This window comes from Humiphilus diazotrophicus, from assembly GCF_059726315.1.
On record NZ_AP040870.1, the window covers coordinates 480,640 to 502,686 of the forward strand.

At 49.3% G+C, this 22,047-nt stretch carries 14 protein-coding genes and 1 pseudogene; 8 read left to right on the forward strand and 7 right to left on the reverse strand.

Annotation, left to right across the window (positions count from 1 at the left end; translation table 11 throughout):
- Positions 1 to 128 precede the first annotated feature (128 nt).
- The 4 genes from AC6I7T_RS03745 to AC6I7T_RS03760 form a co-directional block, all read right to left on the reverse strand.
- Entirely contained in the window at positions 129 to 2,411 is a 2,283-nt protein-coding gene (locus AC6I7T_RS03745) for a hypothetical protein (RefSeq protein WP_497791967.1), read from the reverse strand.
- Between the two features lie 287 nt (positions 2,412 to 2,698).
- Positions 2,699 to 3,778, reverse strand: a complete 1,080-nt coding sequence (locus AC6I7T_RS03750) for a sialidase family protein (RefSeq protein WP_497791968.1) — start codon at positions 3,776 to 3,778, stop codon at positions 2,699 to 2,701.
- A 55-nt stretch (positions 3,779 to 3,833) separates the two neighbouring features.
- On the reverse strand, positions 3,834 to 6,305 hold the full coding sequence (locus tag AC6I7T_RS03755) for an alpha-L-rhamnosidase-related protein (RefSeq protein WP_497791969.1): 2,472 nt from the start codon (positions 6,303 to 6,305) through the stop codon (positions 3,834 to 3,836).
- A gap of 249 nt (positions 6,306 to 6,554) precedes the next feature.
- Positions 6,555 to 10,136 carry a carboxypeptidase-like regulatory domain-containing protein gene (locus tag AC6I7T_RS03760; protein WP_497791970.1) on the reverse strand — a complete coding sequence of 1,194 codons (3,582 nt, stop codon included), beginning with the start codon at positions 10,134 to 10,136 and terminating at the stop codon, positions 6,555 to 6,557.
- Positions 10,137 to 10,865: 729 nt separating this feature from the next.
- Between AC6I7T_RS03760 and AC6I7T_RS03765 the strand changes: the two genes are divergently transcribed.
- On the forward strand, positions 10,866 to 11,105 hold the full coding sequence (locus AC6I7T_RS03765) for a hypothetical protein (RefSeq protein WP_497791971.1): 240 nt from the start codon (positions 10,866 to 10,868) through the stop codon (positions 11,103 to 11,105).
- 276 nt (positions 11,106 to 11,381) lie between these two features.
- Here the strand turns inward: AC6I7T_RS03765 and AC6I7T_RS03770 are convergent, their stop codons facing one another.
- The gene (locus AC6I7T_RS03770) at positions 11,382 to 12,422 is read right to left on the reverse strand and encodes a LacI family DNA-binding transcriptional regulator (protein ID WP_497791972.1); all 1,041 of its coding nucleotides are present in this window, start codon (positions 12,420 to 12,422) and stop codon (positions 11,382 to 11,384) included.
- 303 nt (positions 12,423 to 12,725) lie between these two features.
- On the opposite strand from AC6I7T_RS03770, the gene AC6I7T_RS03775 reads away from it, so the two are divergent.
- The 6 genes and pseudogenes from AC6I7T_RS03775 to AC6I7T_RS03800 all read left to right on the forward strand — a co-directional run bounded on the left by AC6I7T_RS03775 (position 12,726) and on the right by AC6I7T_RS03800 (position 18,908).
- A complete protein-coding gene (locus tag AC6I7T_RS03775) occupies positions 12,726 to 14,138 on the forward strand; it encodes an MBL fold metallo-hydrolase RNA specificity domain-containing protein (RefSeq protein ID WP_497791973.1) in 1,413 nt (470 codons plus the stop codon).
- Positions 14,139 to 14,391: 253 nt separating this feature from the next.
- A complete protein-coding gene (locus AC6I7T_RS03780) occupies positions 14,392 to 15,489 on the forward strand; it encodes a CgeB family protein (protein WP_497791974.1) in 1,098 nt (365 codons plus the stop codon).
- Positions 15,490 to 15,534: 45 nt separating this feature from the next.
- Entirely contained in the window at positions 15,535 to 16,392 is an 858-nt protein-coding gene (locus AC6I7T_RS03785) for a sugar phosphate nucleotidyltransferase (protein WP_497794553.1), read from the forward strand.
- Between the two features lie 53 nt (positions 16,393 to 16,445).
- Positions 16,446 to 17,006, forward strand: a pseudogene (locus AC6I7T_RS03790) (L,D-transpeptidase scaffold domain-containing protein); the annotation flags it as partial.
- Positions 17,007 to 17,187: 181 nt separating this feature from the next.
- On the forward strand, positions 17,188 to 17,610 hold the full coding sequence (locus AC6I7T_RS03795; protein WP_497791976.1) for a hypothetical protein: 423 nt from the start codon (positions 17,188 to 17,190) through the stop codon (positions 17,608 to 17,610).
- A 509-nt stretch (positions 17,611 to 18,119) separates the two neighbouring features.
- Positions 18,120 to 18,908: a hypothetical protein gene (locus AC6I7T_RS03800; RefSeq protein ID WP_497791977.1), complete on the forward strand. Its 789-nt coding sequence runs from the start codon at positions 18,120 to 18,122 to the stop codon at positions 18,906 to 18,908.
- A 16-nt stretch (positions 18,909 to 18,924) separates the two neighbouring features.
- Here AC6I7T_RS03800 and AC6I7T_RS03805 read toward each other — a convergent pair whose 3' ends face one another.
- Entirely contained in the window at positions 18,925 to 19,227 is a 303-nt protein-coding gene (locus AC6I7T_RS03805; protein ID WP_497791978.1) for a hypothetical protein, read from the reverse strand.
- Between the two features lie 198 nt (positions 19,228 to 19,425).
- Here AC6I7T_RS03805 and AC6I7T_RS03810 point away from each other — a divergent pair, with 198 nt between their 5' ends.
- Positions 19,426 to 19,965, forward strand: a complete 540-nt coding sequence (locus tag AC6I7T_RS03810) for a hypothetical protein (protein ID WP_497791979.1) — start codon at positions 19,426 to 19,428, stop codon at positions 19,963 to 19,965.
- A 27-nt stretch (positions 19,966 to 19,992) separates the two neighbouring features.
- Here the strand turns inward: AC6I7T_RS03810 and AC6I7T_RS03815 are convergent, their stop codons facing one another.
- Positions 19,993 to 21,984, reverse strand: a complete 1,992-nt coding sequence (locus AC6I7T_RS03815) for a CheR family methyltransferase (protein WP_497791980.1) — start codon at positions 21,982 to 21,984, stop codon at positions 19,993 to 19,995.
- Positions 21,985 to 22,047: the final 63 nt, after the last annotated feature.

Here is a 22,047-nt window from a genome sequence, read left to right on the forward strand (position 1 = left end):
GCGCCCGGCAGCCTCGTGCTCTCAGGCCTCTCAGGCCTCTCAGGCTCGAAAACAAAGCTGTCGTGGAGGATGGAAGACCTGCCACGACAGCCGACGTGAAGACCCGTACTTTCCGAAATTCTGTCCGACTAAAACGAAACCTGAATATCCCCTGCTCCGGAATAGTTGGCCAGAGTTACGGTATCCCCCTTAAAGCTCTGAACGGCCTTTCCGTTAAGGGTCACTCCGCGCAGACTCTTCCCTTCCGCTAGAGGAAAACGAATTTGCAAAGAAGCTTCTTTACCCGGAAGCTCCAGATGCAGCTTCATCTGATCCTGTGCAAGATAATCCAAACGATAAGAAACATTTCCGCCTAAGGTTGTCGGAGCTGAAGCTACGGAGATGTGTTCTCCGGGTTGAATCCAGTTTGCAGGAATGCCCGAAAGTAAAAAGAGCTTATCGTCTTCCTCGCGCAGCAACATATCCCGAACCAAGGCTACAAGATTCGCATTGGCCCAAGCCTCAGGCATATCGCCCGTGCCATGTTGATTTTCGACATTCTTCGAATTCCCTACAAGGCAGGCAACCGGAAGCCGCTTATCGACCTTAATCTCTTCTTTCCAGACCTTCGTCTCATAGGAGTGCTCCAAAGCTGCCAGCAGGAGGCTCACAGTCTTCGAAACATCTCCTCTGCGAAGGTATGTCTCGGCAACGTTCATAGATTCACCGGGCCAAACTCCGCTTGGTCCGAGCCAGGCCATATACGTCGGCAATCCATGCAACTCGGCCTTCTCCATCCTCTTTAGTAAGTTGGTCACCCATAGATCATCTGCCTTCAAGAGATCGGTTGGATAAACAGCCACGAAGCTTTGGGAAACGCCAGCATCCGGATAGGTAGGCATTGCGGGAAGATAGGGAGCATCCTCCTTCTCCAGACTGATGGCACGTTTCATCGAGGTTAAGATCGCCTCCTTATAATCGGCATAGAGGCGGCCATACCGTTCGGCGTCTTCCTTTTTCCCAAGCTCAATAGCCGCTTTCTGTGCGACTTTCATTGTGTAGAGAGCCCACATGTTATGCGGGAATGGGTGTCCCGGCGGCAATCCGCTATCTCCATAGCTCCACGGCAACAGTCCCCACCAGTATGGCTTTTCTCCCGACTTCAGCTTTGGTTCGGGTTCGTCCATGCATTTGTTGGGAATTTGACGACGAATGGGCTGGGTTGCCACAGAAGCATCCGAAGGAACTTGAGACTCCTCCCTGTGTAGATTGACCCACTCAGCAGCTCGGGCCACATAAGGATAGGCTTCACTAAGCCATTTCTTGTCTCTGGTGAAAAGATAGACGTCCCATACCGCACCGGCATTGCCTCCGATGTTATCCCACGCTGGCCAGCCGCTGGTGACAGGCCAATCCCACTCTCCGTCCTCTTTCTGCAAAGAGAAGGTATGACGTACCGATTCCGTATCGATCTCAGGATAGCCGGCAATAGCCATAGCCCGGCCTTGAAAATACTCTCCCCGCCCCCAGAACTCGCGATAAAGAGCAGGTCCATCCAGAGCCCAGAGCTCGCCCTTAGCATCCCGCTCCGTCAGGATAAAAACATATGCCAACGAGGAAAGATAGAAATCCAGCAGCTCTTTTTCTCGTGCCGGTAGCTCCAGTTTCATGCCTTTGGCCCAGAATTCATCCCAGGACTGTCTGGCTTTTCCTAATAGCTCCTGCCTGCTTCCGCTTTCGACTTTCTGCAGTTGGCTGGCTGGCAGCTCATAGGGAACTCTTACCAGGAAGCTAATGCTCTTATGTGCAGGAACCGTCTGCTTCGCCAAAAGGACATACGGGTCGCCACTCTTTTGCGCAGAGGCTGCGGGAGCCAGAGATGCCAGCAGAAGGCCATCGTGCGTCGCCAGAGTGGCATCTGAGACAAAGGCCGGGAGATTCCGCTGCTTACCGCTTAACCGCAGTTCCAGCGGCAACTCCTCGCTGCCCCGATTGGTTGCCGTGATCTGAACCACATCCAGACCTTGACTCCCGATGGTGGCGGCAAATGCGGTCTCCTCCGCAAAAATTCCGCCACCTTCCAGACTCGTGATAACGAAGGGATATCTTCCCTGATCCAAATCCTGATGTGTTGCAGTGAGCGATACCTTCTTACCCCCCTGCCCCACTGTCGACAACTCGATACCTAATCCGCCATCCAGTTGATTGCTGAATCCAAAGGTGACATCCAGCCCCTTGCGTGCAAGACTCCACTGGGACCACTGGAGATTTCCCTGACGATCAATGATCGTTTTGTGATTCCCCATTGGAAGCCCGATCAAACTCTGCGCATCGACGTTCTGGTACTTATGGCTGATGTGCAGGGATTCCTGAGCTGCGCCCCAGGTACCCGCTGCGATAAACATCGCCAGGAAGACAGTTATTCTTCTCACCTTTTCTTCACCCTTACATCCTGCGCATTGAAAGACAGGATAGAAACCAACGAATCAAGCTAGGTGATCGCACATTGCAGAGTCAACAATAAAAATAAATAACTTTTATAATTTCAGATTATTTCCATTCGAAAAATCTATTTAGGAAATCCCTTGAAATGTTCGCCCAGCTTCGGACAAGGCGGGTTTCCGGCAAACCTGTCTTAGGCTTGCCGGAAAGGTGGAAGGCTGTATTTCTTCATCTTGACCAGGCCATAGCGCTGCGAATCCCATGTCGCTATTGATCCCTATTGAGGAACCTCATTCAAAGGAATCTTTACGTACTTGATGGTCCTCCTCTGAAAGGTGTAGGTCATATTCAGATCCCCATGTGAATCTTGAATAATTGCGGGATAGGAATACTGTCCGGAACCATTTTCCAAGGTGGTGAACATCTTGAAATGCTCCCCGTCTTTACTCACGGCCAGATTCAATGGAGTCCTCTTGTTATAGCTGTGGTTATAGATCATCACGATACGACCGTCTTTGAGCCGCACGGCATCAATTCCGGAATTGGGATTAGGAAGATCCAGATAGCGAGCTTGAGTCCAGGTTTGGCCATCATCCTGAGAATCGGCAACAGCAATTCGTGCAGCCTTGGTATGCGAACGCGCATAGAGACGGATATGATGTCCGCCCGTGGGAACCAAGGTTGGCTGAATAATTCCGATGGTTGATTTGGCGGGAGGGTAGATTTTGGTCTTTGCTCCGCTATCCTCTCCGGAACCTATTTCTCCAACCTCAGTGCTGGCCTTCTTTACGCCTTCATCTGGAATATCGAGAGAATCAGGAACAGTAATTGGACCGATCTTGACCCATGTCTTTCCGTTGTCAGCGCTACGCTCAATCCATGCAGCCCAGGTTTCGTATGCCTCAACAGAAGAGCCACTAAGAATAGTTCCATCCTCGAGGATGAGAGGTTTTACGCGGATAGGTCCCAATAAGCCAGCTGGTAAATGTTCCGCTGGGGACCAAGTCTTTCCCTCGTCGTCACTATAGAGACGACCTGCAGACCAGTTACCCGGACTAGGACCAAACTTATAGTAGAGCCACAGGCGTCCATCCTTGGTGTGGAAGAGCACGGGATTCCAGCAAGCAATCTTGGGTTCGCGCACGAGCTCCACGGGAGCTTGCCACTTTCCTCCTACTTGGCGGGAACTCCAGATAGCAACATCGGGATCACGCTCGCGAGTTCCACCAAACCACGCAGACATCATTTCTCCATTCTTCAACTCGACAATCGTTGAAGCATGACTCTGCGGAAATGGCGCGGAACCGGGTTCATAGATAAACTCCTGAACCTTCTGCCCGTATGCGGCCAAGGTCATTGTAAAAACTAAAGCTACAATTCCTCTTCTTCCAAAGCGAAGCACGAATCCCCCCTTACTGCACCGTTAAAACAAAATGTCCCATCTGCCGCAAAGTTACACTTACTCGTGTTCCATTTTCAGCAGCTCCCCCTTCAACAGGATGATTGTTAATCCAGACATGAGACGCACCAGCTTTCGCCGGAAGCAAAATATCTGCTTGAGTCCCTGAAGGCAAGTCGACGGATAGCTTACCAGCGCCTTCCACGTTCACCCGGATTATCCCATGTGGAGTTGGGAGTGATCCCTTCGCCCACGCCAGACCTGCAAGATCCGGCCGAATCTGGACCTTATCGAAACCAGGCTCTAGAGCAGTCAGTCCCAGAATCTCCTCCATCATCCATGATGTTGGCCCACCTGACCAGGCATGAGCCAGACTTGTGTAGTAGCCGACCTTATTATCAGCCTCGAGATGTGCGTGTGGATCATCTTTTGGCCAGGCCGAATCGTATGCTTCCCAAAAACTGGTAGCGCCCTCATCCAGCATGCCACCCCAATAGGAACGAATCCACTGTAAGGCTTCGGAGCGATGTCCGGTCTGGGCCATTGCCGCCAAAACGTAGTAACCAAAATACGGAGTGATCACATCTCCAGGGCGGCGTTCTGTCACCGTGCGGGATAGAACTCGCGACCAAATACTTCCCCGCTGCTCATCTGTAGCCGCGCCGGAGAGCAAAGCCAGAGCATTCGTCTGCCATCGATCCCCGTAGGTTTGGAGATTGTCATCGACCAGATATTTCCTCGCTGCAGCAGAAAGCTGATCTGCCCGGGCGCTCCAGTAATCCGCATCTTTGCCGTAGCCCATCTGCCGGAATAGCCACACAGCTTCCCGATACGCAAACAAATACTCAAGATGCATCGCCCTTCTCGCTTCAGGAGTATCACGCTCGAATTCCTTCGACCAGTCTACAAAGGGCTTCTGTCCGGAAGCTGCAACATAGAGCCCACGCGCGTCCAATTCCTTTTCCATCACCGATAGAAGTTGGGGCAATCGCTGCTGTATCGATTTCAATTGGTCTCTGTCACCGAAGCGACGATAGTACTGTGCCTCGGCAACAACCCACCAGGCAGAATACCCAGGAAGACCATTCACATGTTCTGTAACCGGAGCAGGTCCCAAGAGCTGTTCCAGAGCTTCTTTCATCATGCGCTGATCACCGAAAACATCGGCAATGATGCGATCGATAACTTCCATATCGCCCATCCAGCGGCCACTATCGCGCTTCGCACCGTCCCAGATGCTGTCCTGCATGCAAAGATGAGCGGTATACGCACCAACTTCCCAGATCTTATTGAGCCGTGGATCCGAAGAGACAAACGTACCGGAATATTGAACCGGATAATAGATCCCGTCCAAATAGATATTTCTAAAAGAGGCAGTGCCTTGGCCATGCGGAAAACGAATCAGTGCATAGCGAAAAGCAGATTTCGGGCCATGAGCTTCTCCGAGAACCGGAATCGCCAGTGGGTTGACGCCAAGAAAGGGTGCTTTCGTCAGCTCACCCATTAATTCGCCATACTGAAGGGTGACAAGAACCGGCACGCTTGAGGCAGATTCAACGACAACTCTTCCTCGAACTTCACGGCCAAAATCAAGAAGGAGTCCAGTAGACTCATCCACCTTAGAAAGATCCACGGAAAAGGTATTGGCTTGCTTCGCTTCTTTATAACGGAGCAAAGCTGATTCATTACGAATTACTGCTGAGCCAGCTCCTACCTTCTCTACCTTCGCCGGTGGCATTCGGTAATTCGCCAGAAACGGAGCTTCGCCTCGATAGCCGGGCCAGGAATACATTCCGGTATCGGCATTCCACTGAAAGAAGTCATTATTCCCTTCAACTGAACCAAGGCTATGAACCTTCGGCCAATCTGTATCATTGAAGCCAGCCGATTCCCATCCCGCCGGAGCATGCAGCCTGCTCTTCCAATCCTGATCGCTAATAGCCAGAGGCTTTGCATCAACCCCGGCTGACGCAGGAACAATCTTTACTGCCAGGATCTCTCCGGAGTTTATCCACGAGGTCATAAGGCTATTCGTATGGTGATGGCTCCCATATCCGCGGACTGCTTCAATCGCAAGAATATTCTTCCCGGGATGTAAGAACTTCTGAACAGAAGCCGTCATAGTGCGGAAGGTAAAGTGATGTCCACCTTCACAATGAAGATCTGCAACAAGCTGGCCGTTCAGGAAAACTCGCGCCGAACGTGGACCAGCAATATAGACAGACACCTCTCTCGGAACTTCCGTGAGGACAAATGAACTCCGGAAATAATGAGGATCAATCTTGGACTCGTTTCGACGAATCAAGGAGACAGTCTTTTCAGACAGGACTGCTGCATCGTTTTCTGTCCAGATATATTGCTCAGGCAGTGGTCTATGTGATTTGGAAATGACCTGAGGAGAAAGGATGGATCGGGAGGGATCGAGTTCGCCAGCAGGAGATACGGTCTGAGCTATTAGCTGCAAATTCAGGCTTACTAAAAACAAGCCAATACATCTCGACACCTTTACCATCGTTCAACTCTCTTCTTGCTTCGAACAAAGCAACGCAGTGTATATCAATCCTATAGTGTTTTCGTATCCAGGTGATTCTGAACGTGTAATTAGAAAAATGGCCGTTCAGTTATGAACGGCCATTTATGTGGCTAGTGGGACTCTCGCTACGAATGAAGCTACTATCAAGCCCCAATGGAAGAATACCGAATTAGGTAATCAGGGAGGCAGAACCTCCCTGCGTTAGAAGTTAGCCTCAATCGCAAACTGCAACTGACGAGACTGGTTACCAGGTCCCCCAATCAATCCAAAGCTTGCACTAGATGGATCAGTATTCGGAGCTGAATAAACTTGGTGGTTCATCACATTGATCGCTTCACCACGAAGACTCATGCTGATTCGGTCTTGGTAAGCCTTAAACTTCTTCATAGCGCCAACGTTCAGCAGGTTCTGATAATCCTGGCGCACATTGTTAAAGCGATAGGGGAACACGCGGAGATTAGATACGAGTTGCTGATCGTTCCCGAAGTTAATGGCTGTGCCCTTAGTATCGTTAAGATTCAAGAAGGCGTGTGTATTAAACCATTGGCTATAGTTGTGTACTGAAGGTCCCTTAATGTCGGAATATTTCGCTCCCGACTTCAAGGATGTTCCAGCAAGGTTAAAGCTGAGCGGCTGTCCACTCTGGATGCGGTAAGTTCCCTGAACCTGGAATCCATGAATCATCTTGTCTGCCCAAATCGGCATGGAGCTGAGGAACATCTTTCCACGTCCGAAAGGCAATTCATAGATGCCGGCCACCGAAAGGATATGAGGATAATCGGTGTTCGAAGTGCCATACCAGGGCTTCGCATCACCGGCATTCAGATACTGCAAGGCATCCAGCAAGCGCGACCAGCTATACACAACACTCATGTTGTAACCATGAGAGAAACGTTTCTGGACTGACATCTGTACGCCCTGATAGTTACTAATACCAACCTCATCACCAGCAGTCACACCGGTAAATGCGGGGAACGGCTTAAGAAGTTGGCTCCCAGAGATCGTATTTCCGGTCATCAGCGTCGATGTTCCTGGGAACGAGATCCCTTGAAACGGATTTGGATAGCCCGCATTCAACGCGGTATTCAGATTTGTCATATTCTGAGTACGGACCGGATCCGTGCTCAGAATGCTGTCAGGAACAGCGTTAAAGTCGCGGGTGATGCGTAAGCGACGGCCAAGAGCCCCAACATAGTTGGCCTCAAAGGTCAGATCCGCCGGAAGCGCATACTGGAAACCAAATGAGTAATGTTCGCTATAAGGACTTATAGGATTCCGTGGATACCACTGTGAAATGGTCTGCCCTATACTCTGCAGCAAGCCATTGGAATTCCCAGACGGCGCAGTCAATCCATTTGGAAACGGATTTGCCAAAGTGGCAATAAAGGTTTGACCGTTATTGGTGGTTGCGACTGTGTTAGTTGTTTGGGAGAAACCGATCGGATTTCCATATTGAACATATTCTGCAATGTGCTGGTAGAAGATGCCAAACCCACCACGCACCACTAGCCGAGGAATTGGGTTATAAGAAAACCCAAACCGCGGAGAGAAATTCGCCTTCTGTGAATTCCAGAGTCCTTGACCGGGTTTCGCATAGCGGACTCCCCCATTGACGGCAAACTTCGAAACAGGAACAAGTGCCTGTTCTGCAGCCGAAGACTTTGCCGCATAGTTTGCAATTGCCTGAGCCGCAATCGGGCTTGCGACGTCGGTATCAAAATAGGTAATGCTTTTTCCATTACGTTCAGTGGTAGGTCCGAAATACTCATAGCGGACACCAAAGTTCAGGGTTAGTTTTGGAGTTGCCTTCCAATCATCCTGAACGAAGCCAGACAAGTAGGTCGTATTGTTAGCTGTCCTTGCGGGTTGAGTTTGCTTTGTGGATTCAGCGATTCCCAATTCAAATCCAGCTAAAGCTTGTCCGATTGGAGACGCAGCCAATGAGCTCGACGGTCCCAGCGTATAGGTTCCCGTCGATTGAATATAAAGCTTGGAATTTGTGTAATCTGCTTGATTGGCTTGATATAAACGCCATTCAGCTCCGGTTCTGAACTGATGACGACTAAAGCTCTTGCTGTAGTTAGCCTGTGCATCATGAATGGTATCCGCCTCAAAGCTTGGATCAGCATTGCCTAGGGTGGCGAATCCGCCGATATTAACATACGGGAAACCTAGCGCAAGATCCGGAACTCCAGCTGTCGCATTTGAGTTGATACCAAGATCGGTTGCTGTAGTCTTTGCATCGATTGTCGCACTGGTATAGAAGCGTGTTACAGAATAGCGCACATTCAACAGATCTGTGGCGCTAAGCGCGTTAATGTAGTCAACAACCACACCCTTATTACGAAGAATATTGGTTTTGCCACTTGCGCCCGGGAAAAAGAGATTCTTTCCAGGCTGAACACGATCACTCATGACGTAATGACCGAACATCTTCTGCTTACTCGAAAGGGTGTAGTCCAAACGAGCAAGGATATTCCAGTAGCGGTCAATGTTCGCAGCGTTAGAAACAAAGTTATTTTGTCCGCTCGCTGTCTGGGTTGCAGAACCGGTGGGATCCGGGTAGTAGCTTAAGATCTTCTTCGCAATAGGATCGATATTGTTAATGATGTTGCCAGCAATGGGCTGACGGATAAAGAGACCGGAACAATTCGGATCAGGAGTGGTCGTGTATGGATCAAAGATCTGATACGAGTTAAATGCCGCTGTCGTCAAGTTCTTACCTGTCGAGGGACACTTGTAGGTCTGCGATTTAACCGTTCCGAGAGGAAGCAGTGCTGAAAAATCGCCTTTCTTTTCAGCAACGGTGGGCACAGTTTGGGTGGTAGTACTGGCAGCGGTACGATTATACTGATGCTCATATCCACCAAAGAAAAACAGTTTCCGAGGAACAACTGGACCACCAAGATTTACGCTCTCACGATGATATTTGAGTGAAGGAGCAGCAGCTTTTCCCTGTGAAAATTGGGGAGCATCTACATTGGGATCCTGGTAGAAGAGACTGACGCCACCATGGTATTGACTAGTTCCAGACTTGATGCTGGTATCCAAGGAGCCGCCAGAAGTATGAGCCATCGAAGCATCGTAAGGAGAGGTGATCAGACGAAATTCACCAATGAAGTCACGGGATGGAACATACGCAGTTGTAACTGCACCACCATTGCGAGTGTTAGGTGCACCATCCAGGGTGAACTCAGTGCGGCCACTCTGTGCGCCGTTTACAGTAGCACTTTCCGAACCACCTTCATAGGTATGCTGGCCGGTAGTAAGACTGGTACTGATTACACCAGGAGCGAGCAGTTGCAACTCATATGGGTTGCTGAAAAGTAGTGGAAGTTCTGCTGCTGAACGAGACTCCACAGTAAAACCAATGACGGCATCCTCTGTCTTCAGCTGTGAAACGTTGGTTGCGGTAACGGTTACAGCTTCTGCACTGGAACCGACTTCCAACTTGAGCGGCACACCAACGTGCCCCGCTACTTCGACGCGGATATGCTCAATGATAACTTCTTTGAAACCTGGAGCGTTTGCACTGATGGTGTAAAGCCCAGGAAGCAAATATTCAAAAATGTATGCACCAGCTTCGTTGCTGTCCTTCGACATGACAACATTGGTGTCCTCACTCATGAGGGTCACCGTGGCCTTTGGAACGACAGCTCCGGATGGATCGCTTACCAAACCACTGATCCTTCCGCGATCTTCTTGAGCAAAAGCCGACACTACAGCCAATAGCAGCACAAGTACTACAGGCAAGCTTCTATTGCGCAAGCTCTTGTATCGCATTTCTTCCTCCTTACCTAGCCCCACTTTGAAGGTGACGTCTTCTGAATAAAGCGGTCCCTTTGCCGCAAACCCCAAACCGGGGTTCTCCAGGAGCATCAACCTCTCACATTTTTACTAACATTTATGTTTGAAGAATAATCTCCAAACGGCAGCAATTTTTTACTGTTGAAGCGACATTGTCAAGGATTTTAAAAATTATTTTCGTTTTCTCGCGAAAATTGGGAATTTTATAAACAAAAATGAAAGTTAAACATTTTCAATCCTGAGCCTCGGTGTTTATGCTTTGTATACCTGGGGCTATGCAATAGGTCATTACCAATATGGTTCACTATCCGAATTGGCTTATTGCCTGATTCGCATACAGAGACGTCTCCTCAGGAAAACACCCTATGAAGATATCGGCCTATAGTCCTCTTTTCATCTTGTACTCGTGAATCACTCCGCCTATTTCCGGGACGTATGAGGACAGTCGTCTCTCACAGAGCAATTCTTATTGGTGTATCGAATCCTGCGAATAACCAAAAGGTGGGATGGTGGGATTAAGAGTCACACAGGCATCTTTTACTATTACCGTTGCTTACTCTTATCTCTGCTGAACAGAGTGACTCCAGATGTCTTACGAACCAAGAAATTGAAGATTCGCAAATGGAAATTTGCTATACCAATTGATGGATAGAAACCTGCATCACATATACGCATGGTAAGATGCTTTGGGAGAATAGCTTAAATATGGATACACAGACACTAATTGCGTCTATTGATGCTGAAATCGCACGTCTGGAAGAAGCAAAGAATCTTTTGACTGGATCGACATCCGGACGGACTAGCCAGAGAACAACAAGAACTGCACGGGCACCTAAGGCCGGTGGAAGAACTGGCAAGCGGACCTTAAGTCCTGAAGCGCTTGAACGTATTCGTGAAGGTCAGCGCAAACGGTGGGCAAAGGCAAAAAGAGCCAAGAAAGCTTAACGAATAAATCCTAAAGAGCGGCTATTTAGAACATTTTAGGTTCCGCTGTAGTTCAACTGAGAATAGCAAGTGTGACTTTCTTCTTTTGGAAGAAACACATCATCAGTTCTCAAAGCTACACGGCAACCTAGAGTCTTTTAGGTTCTTAAGCATGGTCCATCAGAGGACCTAAAAGACTTCAAAAATGTTTAAGCCGCTCTTTTGATCTTCTTCTGAGAAATGTCTCTAGGATTCCGTTCCCAGCCTCAAAGTCCAGCCATAAGCGACTACCCTGCTTCAGACTTTGGGCTCCTGTTTTGGAGTGCAGCCACAGGAAGAACGGATCACTAACTTCACAGGCAATACAATTTTTGCGGGTGTGAATTCAGTTTCCTCATTATTATGTTGAAGCCGTTCCAATAAAAGCACCATGGAACGACGTGAAAGTTCCACCGGGGACTGGCTTACGGTAGTAAGAGAAGGTACGACGACCGAAGAAAGATCGAAGTCATCGAAGCCGATCAGTGCCACTTCTTTAGGAATAGCGATCTTCTTTTGAGAAAGAGCCTGAAGCAGATGAACCGAGCTGCGATGATTGAGAGAGAAGATTGCTGTAGGTCTTTCCTTGCTCTTCATCACCCGTTGTACCCAGGCATGAGTCTCATCCAGGGTACTTATCTCTGGGAAAACCTGAGGCTTCAGTCCGGAGGCACGCATACAGTTGGCATAGCCTTCAATGCGCTCACGGACGGTATATACGGAGTGATCGTAACCAAAACAGGCAATATTATGATGCCCATGTTCGATTAAGTGACGAACCGCGTGCTCTGATCCCTGTCTGTTCTCGACTACAACAGCATCCGTATCGATCCCACTAAGCGGCCGATCGAAGGCTACAATCGCCAATCCTGACTGCTGCAACGCCTTAAGGCGATCATCTTCCTCGGCAGAGGTCACAATCAGCATGCCCGCAACCTTGCGATCTGCCATTAATTCTGCCTCGTGAATCTCCAGTTCGGGATCGCGCTCCGAGGCAAAGACCAAGGTCATATATCCGTGAGAACGAGCTATCTGCTGGATAGTATGAGCACAGGAAGCAAAGAAGGCATCCGACAGGTCGGGTACGATCAGGCCGATGGTCATAGCCCGCTGTCCTTTTAGCAGACGGGCCGCTTCATTCTGCCGATAACCCAGTTCGGCAATCGCAGCCAAAACCTTCTTGCGAGTGGTAGGCCGGACCGAAGCGTTATTGTTAATGACGCGGGAGACGGTCATGAGTCCTACGCCAGCTTTTTTCGCCACATCCAGAATCGTTGGCTTACGCACGGTACGCTTCATATCGAACTTTAAGTTAGTACTATAACAGTAGCTTCACATAGAGGGACGTCGACAATCTTCTAAACAAAACCGCCGGACTTCTCTCACCAGCTGACGGGTCCCATATTACGCCATAGCATCCTTGAACCGGTAGATTTCGATATTTGCAGAGGCGGCACTTGCCGATATCACTAATGGAGTATTCACAAAGGATTTCGAAGCGATGGCGTGTACCACAGGACCGGACTTTCCTTCAATCCTTATGCCACGCGTATAATTTCGCTTCTTTGACAAGAAGAACTACGGGTAGAGAAAGGAAGCAGAATGCAAGTCAGGTTTTGGGGCGCTGCACAGCAAGTTACAGGATCAATGCACGAACTCCAGATTGGGAATCAGAGGATATTGCTGGATTGCGGCTTAATACAAGGCAAACGTCAGGCCGCTTATGACCGCAACAGCAACTTCCCTTTCTCCCCGGAAGAAATTAACACCGTAATTTTGTCACACTCCCATCTGGACCACAGTGGAAACCTGCCAACGCTCGGGAACCAAGGCTTTCACGGGCCCATTCATACTAGCCCCGCCAGTATGGAGTTGTGCAAATACATGCTGGCAGACAGTGCGCACCTCCAGGAACAAGACACGAAATATATCGAACAGAGAAGATCACGCTGGCAGGAAATCCATATAAATGGAAGCCACGGGGCAGTTCCGATACTGTACACGATCGAGGATGTAAGAAGGGTTCTCAGCCAGTTTGTCCCGCTCCATTATTCCGTCGAGAGGGAAATCGCTCCGGGAGTCCTGATTACGCTGAAAAACGCAGGGCATCTGTTGGGTTCAGCCTTTATCAACCTGAAATTGACCGAAAATGGGCGAACGGTACGTCTGATATTTTCCGGAGATTTAGGACGCTCCAGCCTTCCAATCACGAAAGATCCCGAGCCTCCCAGCGATGCCGATTATCTTATTCTCGAAAGCACTTATGGAGACCGCCTTCACCCAACGCTAACAACTGCCAAAGAAAAATTAAGAGACTATATCGGCAAAACCATCGCACGAGGGGGCAGAGTCATAGTCCCGTCGTTCGCGGTAGGACGAACGCAACAGATTGTCTTGTTGCTGCACGAACTCATGGAAGAGGGTCACTTGCCCTCGGTGCCAATCTTTGCAGACAGCCCACTTGCCCTAAACGTAACAGATATATACCGGAACCATCCGGAAGAGTTCGACGAAGAGACGATGAAATTCCTGGAAAACGGAACGGATCCCTTCGGATTCAAGAGGCTGAGATACCTCCGTACCCCGGCAGAGAGCAAAGCGCTGAATGATATTCGGAAGCCATTTGTCGTTATCTCCTCCTCGGGCATGTGTGAAGGCGGCCGAATCCTTCACCATCTGAAAAATGGAGTGGAAGATTCCCGCAATCTAGTTTTGCTAGCTGGCTACCAGGCAGAGCACACGCTGGGAAGACGCATCGCCGAGCACAATACAACCGTTCCTATCTTCGGCGAGCATTATGCCCTCAGAGCTGAGGTAGCGATTCTGGATGAACTAAGCGGTCACGCCGATCAACATGATTTGGTCGAATGGGTAAGGCCAATCGCTAAAACGCTCAAGAAGATCTTCCTGGTCCACGGTGAAGCTAAGGCCCAGGCAGCACTTGCCGAAGCGCTCAAGAAAGAATACTCGGTTCCGATAGTCATTCCGTCCCATGGCTCGACGGAGGAGTTGTAGAACCGACGGAGCAAAGAGGATCGACCCTGCAGTGGGCTCCAGAATTTGCCAAAAGTCTGGAACCCACTGAATTTCCTATTTCTTTCCTCCCGCTGCTCACTCTCCGGCTATATTCCCATCGGTAGCCCTTTTTGTCTCTTGTACAAACCGGCTGCAATCTTCAGACATCAGAGGCAGTAGGGGAACTCCCGATTCTTCACTGACGGAAATCGTTGAGAAATGTCGCTTTCTTCAGCATGAGAGGAACGAGCGAATGAAGATTGTCATCTTCGGCCTCACCATAAGTTCGTCGTGGGGTAACGGACATGCCACCCTGTGGCGTGGACTATGTAAAGCATTTGCGGAACGAGGTCATCAGGTCACTTTTTACGAGAAGGATGTCCCCTATTATTCTGCCAATCGCGATTTCTTTTCCCTCCCCGTAAGTGGAAGGCTGCATCTCTACTCCAGTTTTGACGAAGTAATGCCTAGTGCGAAATCGGAGCTTGAGGGCGCCGACCTGGTCATGACTACCAGCTATTGCCCAGACGGACCAAGAGCCTGCGACCTGATTCTGGATTCGAAAGCCCAGATAAAGGCCTTCTACGATCTAGACACGCCTGTAACTCTAGACCGGCTTGATAACGGAGATTATGTCGATTATTTGCCTGCGCATGGCCTGAGCGATTTCGACCTGGTGTTGAGTTATACCGGTGGACGCGCCCTCGATGAGTTGAAAAACCGACTGGGAGCAAAGCGCGTAGCACCTCTTTATGGAAGCGCTGATCCAGAAGCCCATTTCCCGGTTCCTCTTGTCGAAGAATACCGGGCAGACTTGTCCTATCTAGGGACCTACGCCAAAGATCGCCAGGCCAAGCTAGAGTCTCTATTTGTTGAACCTGCGCGGCAACTTAGCGATCACAAATTCCTAATTGGTGGAGCTCAGTACCCGCAAGACTTCCCGTGGACTGAAAATATCTTTTTTGTAAAGCACATGCCACCTTCCTTTCATCCGGCATTCTTCTGCTCCTGCCGGGCAACATTGAATATCACCCGCCGGGCGATGGCAGATTACGGATATTGCCCCTCCGGTAGACTCTTCGAAGCAGCAGCTTGTGGAGCACCTATCCTGACTGATGACTGGGATGGGCTGGATACTTTTTTCCGGCCAGCAGAGGAATTGCTCATTGTCAAAGATGCTGACGATGTAATTCAGGCGCTTGAACAATCCGACGAGGAACTAAAAAGAATGGCGCTGGCCGCCCGTGAACGCATACTTGAACAACACACTTCTGTCCATAGAGTGAAAGAACTGGAATCCATTTGCGATTCACTTTTTACGTCATGGACTGGATTTCAAACCGCGTCATAAGATTCCGGCTGTCCAACCTGCTTTTTGCGTGCATCCACACTGTTTATGTGGGGAATCATTCCAATTGCAGGTGCAGGCAGCCGAATCCAACCTTTAGCCTTTTCCAAGGAGCTCTTGCCAGTTGGAAGCCGACTGGAAGGAGACACCGTAAGACCGCGAGCAGTAAGCGAATACTTGATTGAAAGAATGGTAGAAGGCGGAGCAACCAAGCTTTGCTTTGTAATCTCACCCAGAAAATCGGATGTCCTGGAATACTACTCCTCAGGTGTTTGCGGTGCGGATATTGTATATGTCGTCCAACCAGGACCGAGAGGATTCTGCGATGCAATCTTCCGAGCTACCACCGTTGTTCCTCCCGATGAACCTGTCGTTGTAGGTCTGCCTGACACAGTCTGGTTTCCTGAAGATGGCATTGCACAATTGCCTGATGATGTTTTGTCATTTCTTTTGTTCCCTGTTTCTCATCCGGAGTTTTTCGATGCCGTAGTCACTAACGATGAAGGCTTTGTATCTGAAGTACAGGTAAAACAAAAAAACGCACAGACACATTGGATATGGGGCGCATTCAAGATGCCGGGAACTGTCTACCGGGAGCTATATGGGCTATGGCAGCGCCCGGAGCGACATGATGAATATTTCGGCACACTGGTAAACGCGTATCTCGCACAAGGAGGACGCGCAGTTGGCGTACGTGCCGGACAAGCCTATGTCGACGTTGGAACCCTACACGGATATAGGGAGGCATGCCACCTTCTGGAGCAGTGGCCTAAAGAACTCTATGGCCGCAGAATCCATCGGCCGAATGGAGAAGAATCAGCATCCAGACAGGGGTCTCAAACGCAGGAACAAACCTTCAGTACGAATCTCAAAGAGGTAATGATTCCAGATCTCGAATCGGAATGAATGATCCGCAGAAATCGACCAACACACGATGACTTGCACCTCCGAAGAGCCAGGCAATGGAGATGATTCAGGCATTCCAAGGCAGCGCTTCCAAGGACCTGCTTCCTGAAGATTACGATAGTTCACGATGGCCGGCTCGGGTCTTGAAGCTCAAAACCGGATCCCGAGACCAGAAGATCGATGCACGTGTAGATTTTGATTTGGCGATGACCGTCGCATCCATGCGATTTGTCTCTGCCTTACACAATGGCCGAGTAAATCCGCAACATTTCAATTTTGATATCAAAGTAAGACAGAAGAAATACGATCTATCGCAATTTCTCAATGAGCAGTTGATAGAAGCAGATAATCTTTCCGGAATACTTCAGGGTATCGAACCAGACACAGATACATATAAGAAGACTGAAGAGGCTCTCGCACATTACCTCGATATGGCAAGGCGAGAACAACGGGCGCAATTGCCAGCCATGAAGCATCGGATCCGGCCCGGGGCCTACACAGGCATCCGTCAATGCGAAATCGATTATAACTTTCTTGGACACTACAACCAAACACAACGCCAGCAGAGGCCTATTCCCTGCTCTTCACCGCCTCCTCATCTAGTAACGAATTAGCGATAGTGCAGTTATCTCTCACTTAAATCCCACGATGAAGTTTTGCCTGTATGGCGTACCTTGGCGCTTGTTCTGTCTGGCATCTCGCATACGATGAAAGATCTGTGAGCAATTTACTTACTTTTGGATCTAAATTGCTTCGCTGCAGCCATCACTTTTACTAAACAAACCGGACAAACAGATGAATTCAGAGCGCATTCTTCCCTTTACAACCAGGAGCAATCAGGGCAAACGATCCTCCTTTCTGTCGGCAGAACCTGTCTCTCTGTTTTCGCTTGGACGAGATATCAAGCTGTTAGTAGAACGTGAATGGGCACTGCGCAGGACAGGATATCTGGTACATTCTTCTACCATAGAGACCCTTCTACTTAAAAACCTTACAGTGCCAGACACAATCTCACTTTTCTGCCACACGCTTGGGTCTGAAGAATGTCTATTCATAGCGACACGTCTTCGCCGCTACACGCCGGGAAATCGCCTGATCCTTCTCACACATGGAGACAACTTTCGTTCAGAATCCGTTCTTTTTCATTCGGTTGTCCGTGCAGAGGATGGATTGAAAGCTCTCTGTAAAGCAATCGACCAACTCTCGTCGGCAGCCTAAAACTCCTTTCTCGACTTTCCAGAAGCGGACCTAGATCAACCAAGGACACAGAAACGGGTCGCATCCTCTATAACGAAAGGAATTGATCTCTACTACGGTTGGCATCTTGGGTCTGGACTTGAAGACCTGCGCAAATTGCCTGCGGGTTTAATGAGAGAAGAACCTTTCGGGGCCAGATTAACAGCATGGGATTTGGAATGACCAGGTGCATTTAAAGGCATCATGTTGCTTTTATTTGTTTTCCCCTCGGGAGACGAGGTATTTCTTTGCCGCTTTTTGCAGGCTTGATATGATGCTCTTCTTATTCGCATTGTTTAGAAATCCGCTCATAAACTCTGTACCTCTTTCCCGTTGGAAAGGGAGCTCTAGTCCGGCTGGTTGCCGATTGTCTCTTCAGGAGGAGCATCCACACACCAAAGCCGAATCATGGACATGTTTGCATCACATGACAGAGGCGCGGTGGACAATCCAACGCCTGCCCTAATCTTCTCTACAATTGAGGCTTACTTATGCTAGACACCACACTCATGAACTCACTAGCTGACTATTGGTTCGATGAAGGGAATGGAGTGAGCTTCTATTTTTCGGAAGCTCATCCTCAGAATCTAGCTCATGGTACAGGTGTGATCACAGCTAAGGAGTTGGTACGCAACATTGGCCGTAAAGATTCATCACCTGAACTACGTAATATCATCGAGCGGCTAGAGCAAAAGGCAAACGATCTCCGCACAGCCTCAGCTGCAGGGCTAGCCATCTTTGCAGGTCCATCCGATTTTTGGGAAGAAATCGAACTGCCTTATTCGGTCCAACCGCAAGCATCTATCGGAAATTCCTTTATTCTCGCACCGCTTCTCCCCGGTCTCATTTCTGTCCAGGAGACAGTCGAATTAGTGGGGCCCCTGGTCAAAGAAGGAAGGAAAGAACACCTCCTCGAAATCATAGAAGATGCTGCAGGAAGAGCCGCCCGTAATGCCAGAGAAGCTGTCGGACCGCGAGAGGTAATTCGGGCCCTCGAACAAGGAGAAGCCCAAACCATCGTGATAGGACCACATATGCCAGTTGCGGCCAGCGTGTGCACAGCCTGTAACCACATAGATATGGGACGTCCCTCTACCTGTTCACTCTGTAGCAGGCCGGGCCACCGTTTCAATGATCTTTCTGAGATTCTGGTGCGGCGAGCGGGACGAGGAGCTTTCACAATTCAAATGGCAGAAACAGAAGAAGTGATTCCCGAGACACAGGGCTTTCTTGCAAAACTTCGTTTCAGTGCCGAAAGGTCCACCGCTCAAGTCGCATGAGACAGAGATATTTTCCCTAAATAGAGCTCTGCCTCTGGGGTGCGCCATTGTCGTCAAGCAAAGCCCTGATGCGAGCCAGCCGCTGTTGCAGCAGCGCAGATTTCTGTTCAATAGATAAAGCTTCCGCCTTCGTCAAACGAACCAAGGGCAGGAAACGCATTACCGCATCATAACTTGCCCTTGCATTCCGCATATTACGTATTCGCTGTCCCTCATCTTTCCTCGACAACGCAATACTGCTGAACGTTAGCCCGAGATCGAGTTCTATCAGAAGGAACTCAACACCTCTCGCCCAGTAGTCCTGATGAAGGTCTTTCATATAAACCTTCCACACTTCACAATACTTCCCCTATTCTTGGCTGCGACAAGGACGCTCTCATCCCAAACCTACCGGCGTTGATCATTCTCGCCGGAGCGTCAAGTTATGCCATCCACTGTCAAAGTACGTCCACGGTGCCTTACGATGACATCTTTGCAAGGGAAAAGTACACGATAGCGAAACAGCGGAGAAGATCTGATGGAATATCCTCTCGATACTGCGAACTTTACAGCCCGCAGTCAAACGACGCAACGGCCAAAAGAGCGAAAGGAATCCACAGAGATTTGCCGCTCTACCTCCCGACAGGTGCACGGCACGATCAATGGAAACTTCCTCCCTTTTGCCAAACGTCCTTTTGGCTGCCGTCCTGTTCCGGCGCTTGCACGAAAACCTGAATACATCTATCTGATAGGACACGACTCTGATCACCCGCATAAGCGTCAAACCTATCTGGAAGAGGCAGGGTATAAGGTCATTCCGATTACACCTGAAATTGCAATTCAAGAAAGCAGAAGAGCGCAAATTACGGTTTCTATCTTTTGCGAATCGCTCAGCTCGCTGGAGCGAGTGCAGATAGCGGCTAGCTTCCGCCGCTATAGCCCTGAAACTCGGCTTCTTCTCGTTAGCCAAAGAATTAATCTCGATTTCGAGGTTATGCTCTTTCACAGCGTGGTCGTGGAGGAGGATGGACCGGACGCAGTAATCGAGGCCGTTCATAAACTCGCACAAACGACCTAATCTTCTCCGCTAGGAAACAGCCAATGTTTATTGGCCTTTGCGTTTTTTTGAAAGAGAAACTGCTTTCCGCTCACCGTCAGGAGTAGTCCGCCCGGAATTTGCGGAATCTCTCTTTCCAGAATCCGAGAGCAATGCCTTCGGAGCAGGAAGGAGATGCTGAGGATCTGACTTCTTCTTTCCTGAAGGAAACTGCAGCTGAAAAGGACCAAACATAATCAGCACACTTCTCGGTGTCTCTTCCCTTTCCACCAATGTAAAGTGAATCTGAAGAACGTGTATTGTTCGCCCAACGATAAGTTGCTGATTCTTTAGAACAACTGGCTTCGACTTCTCCAACACCATCCGGAATCTGCGGTGCAGCATCTGACGCAATCGTTCTTGAATCGGAATCTGATTCAACTCCAACCCGATCATCGCCGAAGCGGAAAGTTTAAAGAGCCGTTCTGCTGCAGAATTCCAAAACTGAATCCGACCCGAATCCTCGACCAGAGCCACGGCCCAAGGCATCTGTTCCAAGGTATTAACATACCGTCCATTAAGGGCATCTAGCTCCCTGGTACGAAACTCAAGTTCCTCATTCATGTTCTCCAATTCTTCATTTAAGGATTGGAGCTCTTCATTCGTAGTCTCTAACTCTTCATTGAGTGATTGGAGTTCCTCGTTCGTAGTTTCCAATTCCTCATTCGTTGACTGAAGCTCTTCGTTTGTCGTCTCTAGCTCTTCATTTGCCGATTGAAGCTCTTCGCTGGTGGCCTCGAGCTGCTCAACCGTATGCTGAAGCTTTTCCCTCATGCTTATATCTTCAACATAAAGTAAGGTTCCAACCCGGGTTCGACGATCTCCAATCACCGGACGCAATGTTATCTCAAGTGTTCTGCCATTACTGTCCTGATCGAGTCTGCACTGAAAGCGAATTCGGCTATCATGCTGATGGCTCTCCTGTATCCGGACCGGCAATTCGGGACACTTTCGAGCGATAGCAGTATCACGAAGATATTTGTTACGCAGCGTACCCGAAGCTATCCCCCAAAGCTTGCTTGAAGATTCATTTTCCTCCAGTACCTTGTCAGTCGAATCCAACATGATGATCCCGGGTTCCAGTACCTCCAAGACGCTTCGATGATAGAGCCGGAGAAGTGAGAGTTCCTGATTTTCGGCATCGTCCGACTGCGCCATTTTATCCTCGTAATTTTGGGGACCTACTTCCGGCATGGAAACACTATTTCGACGAAAGATACGCCACCTTGCGTTAATTGGCGTAAACAACGTCGAATCAGTCAGTTTAGATTCGGCCTTTCCCAGGAAGAGAACACCACGATCCTCCAAAGCATAATGAAGCCGACTGAAGATGTGTTTTTGAGTCAGAGCATCAAAGTAAATCAGGACATTTCTGCAGATGAGCAATTCTACGTGAGAAATCGGGGCGTCATGGATAAGATCGCTTCGCCCAAAGATAACCATTTTGCGGATATCGCGGGTAACCCGCATTGGCTTCACGCCGAAGAAATATTTGGATCTCCATTCAGGCCGAAGCAAACGTAACCGCTCGGCTGAATACTCGCCCCTCCGTGCCGTAATGAGCGCCTCCTCATCCACATCGGTTGCGTAGATCTTGATGTCGTACTGAGAAAAGTCCGCTCCCAATTGCTCGGCAAGAAGAATGGCTAAAGAATAAGCCTCCTCTCCACTCGCACAACCCGCCACCCAGGCTCTGAAAGGATCTCCCTGCCGCTTTTTGGACAACAACAACGGTAGTACATCCTGAGAAATGGCATCCCATGCCTGCGGATCACGAAAGAACTCTGTAACGTTAATCAGGATAGTGCCCAGTAAATCAAACTTTTCATCTGGCTTCGTGCGCAAAAACATCAGATAGTTTTCGTAGTTTGAAATACCTATCTGGACCATGCGTTTCTCAATACGGCGCTGGAGCGTAGAGTGTTTATAGCCGCGGAGGTCGATACCGAACTCGTCCGCCAAAATATCCAAAAACTGCTGTAGATTGAGCGATTCGGCCATCCCGTACCAGCACTCCCAAAGTTATTCTAATTCAACAATTTACCAGCAACCAGGCTCTCCGTT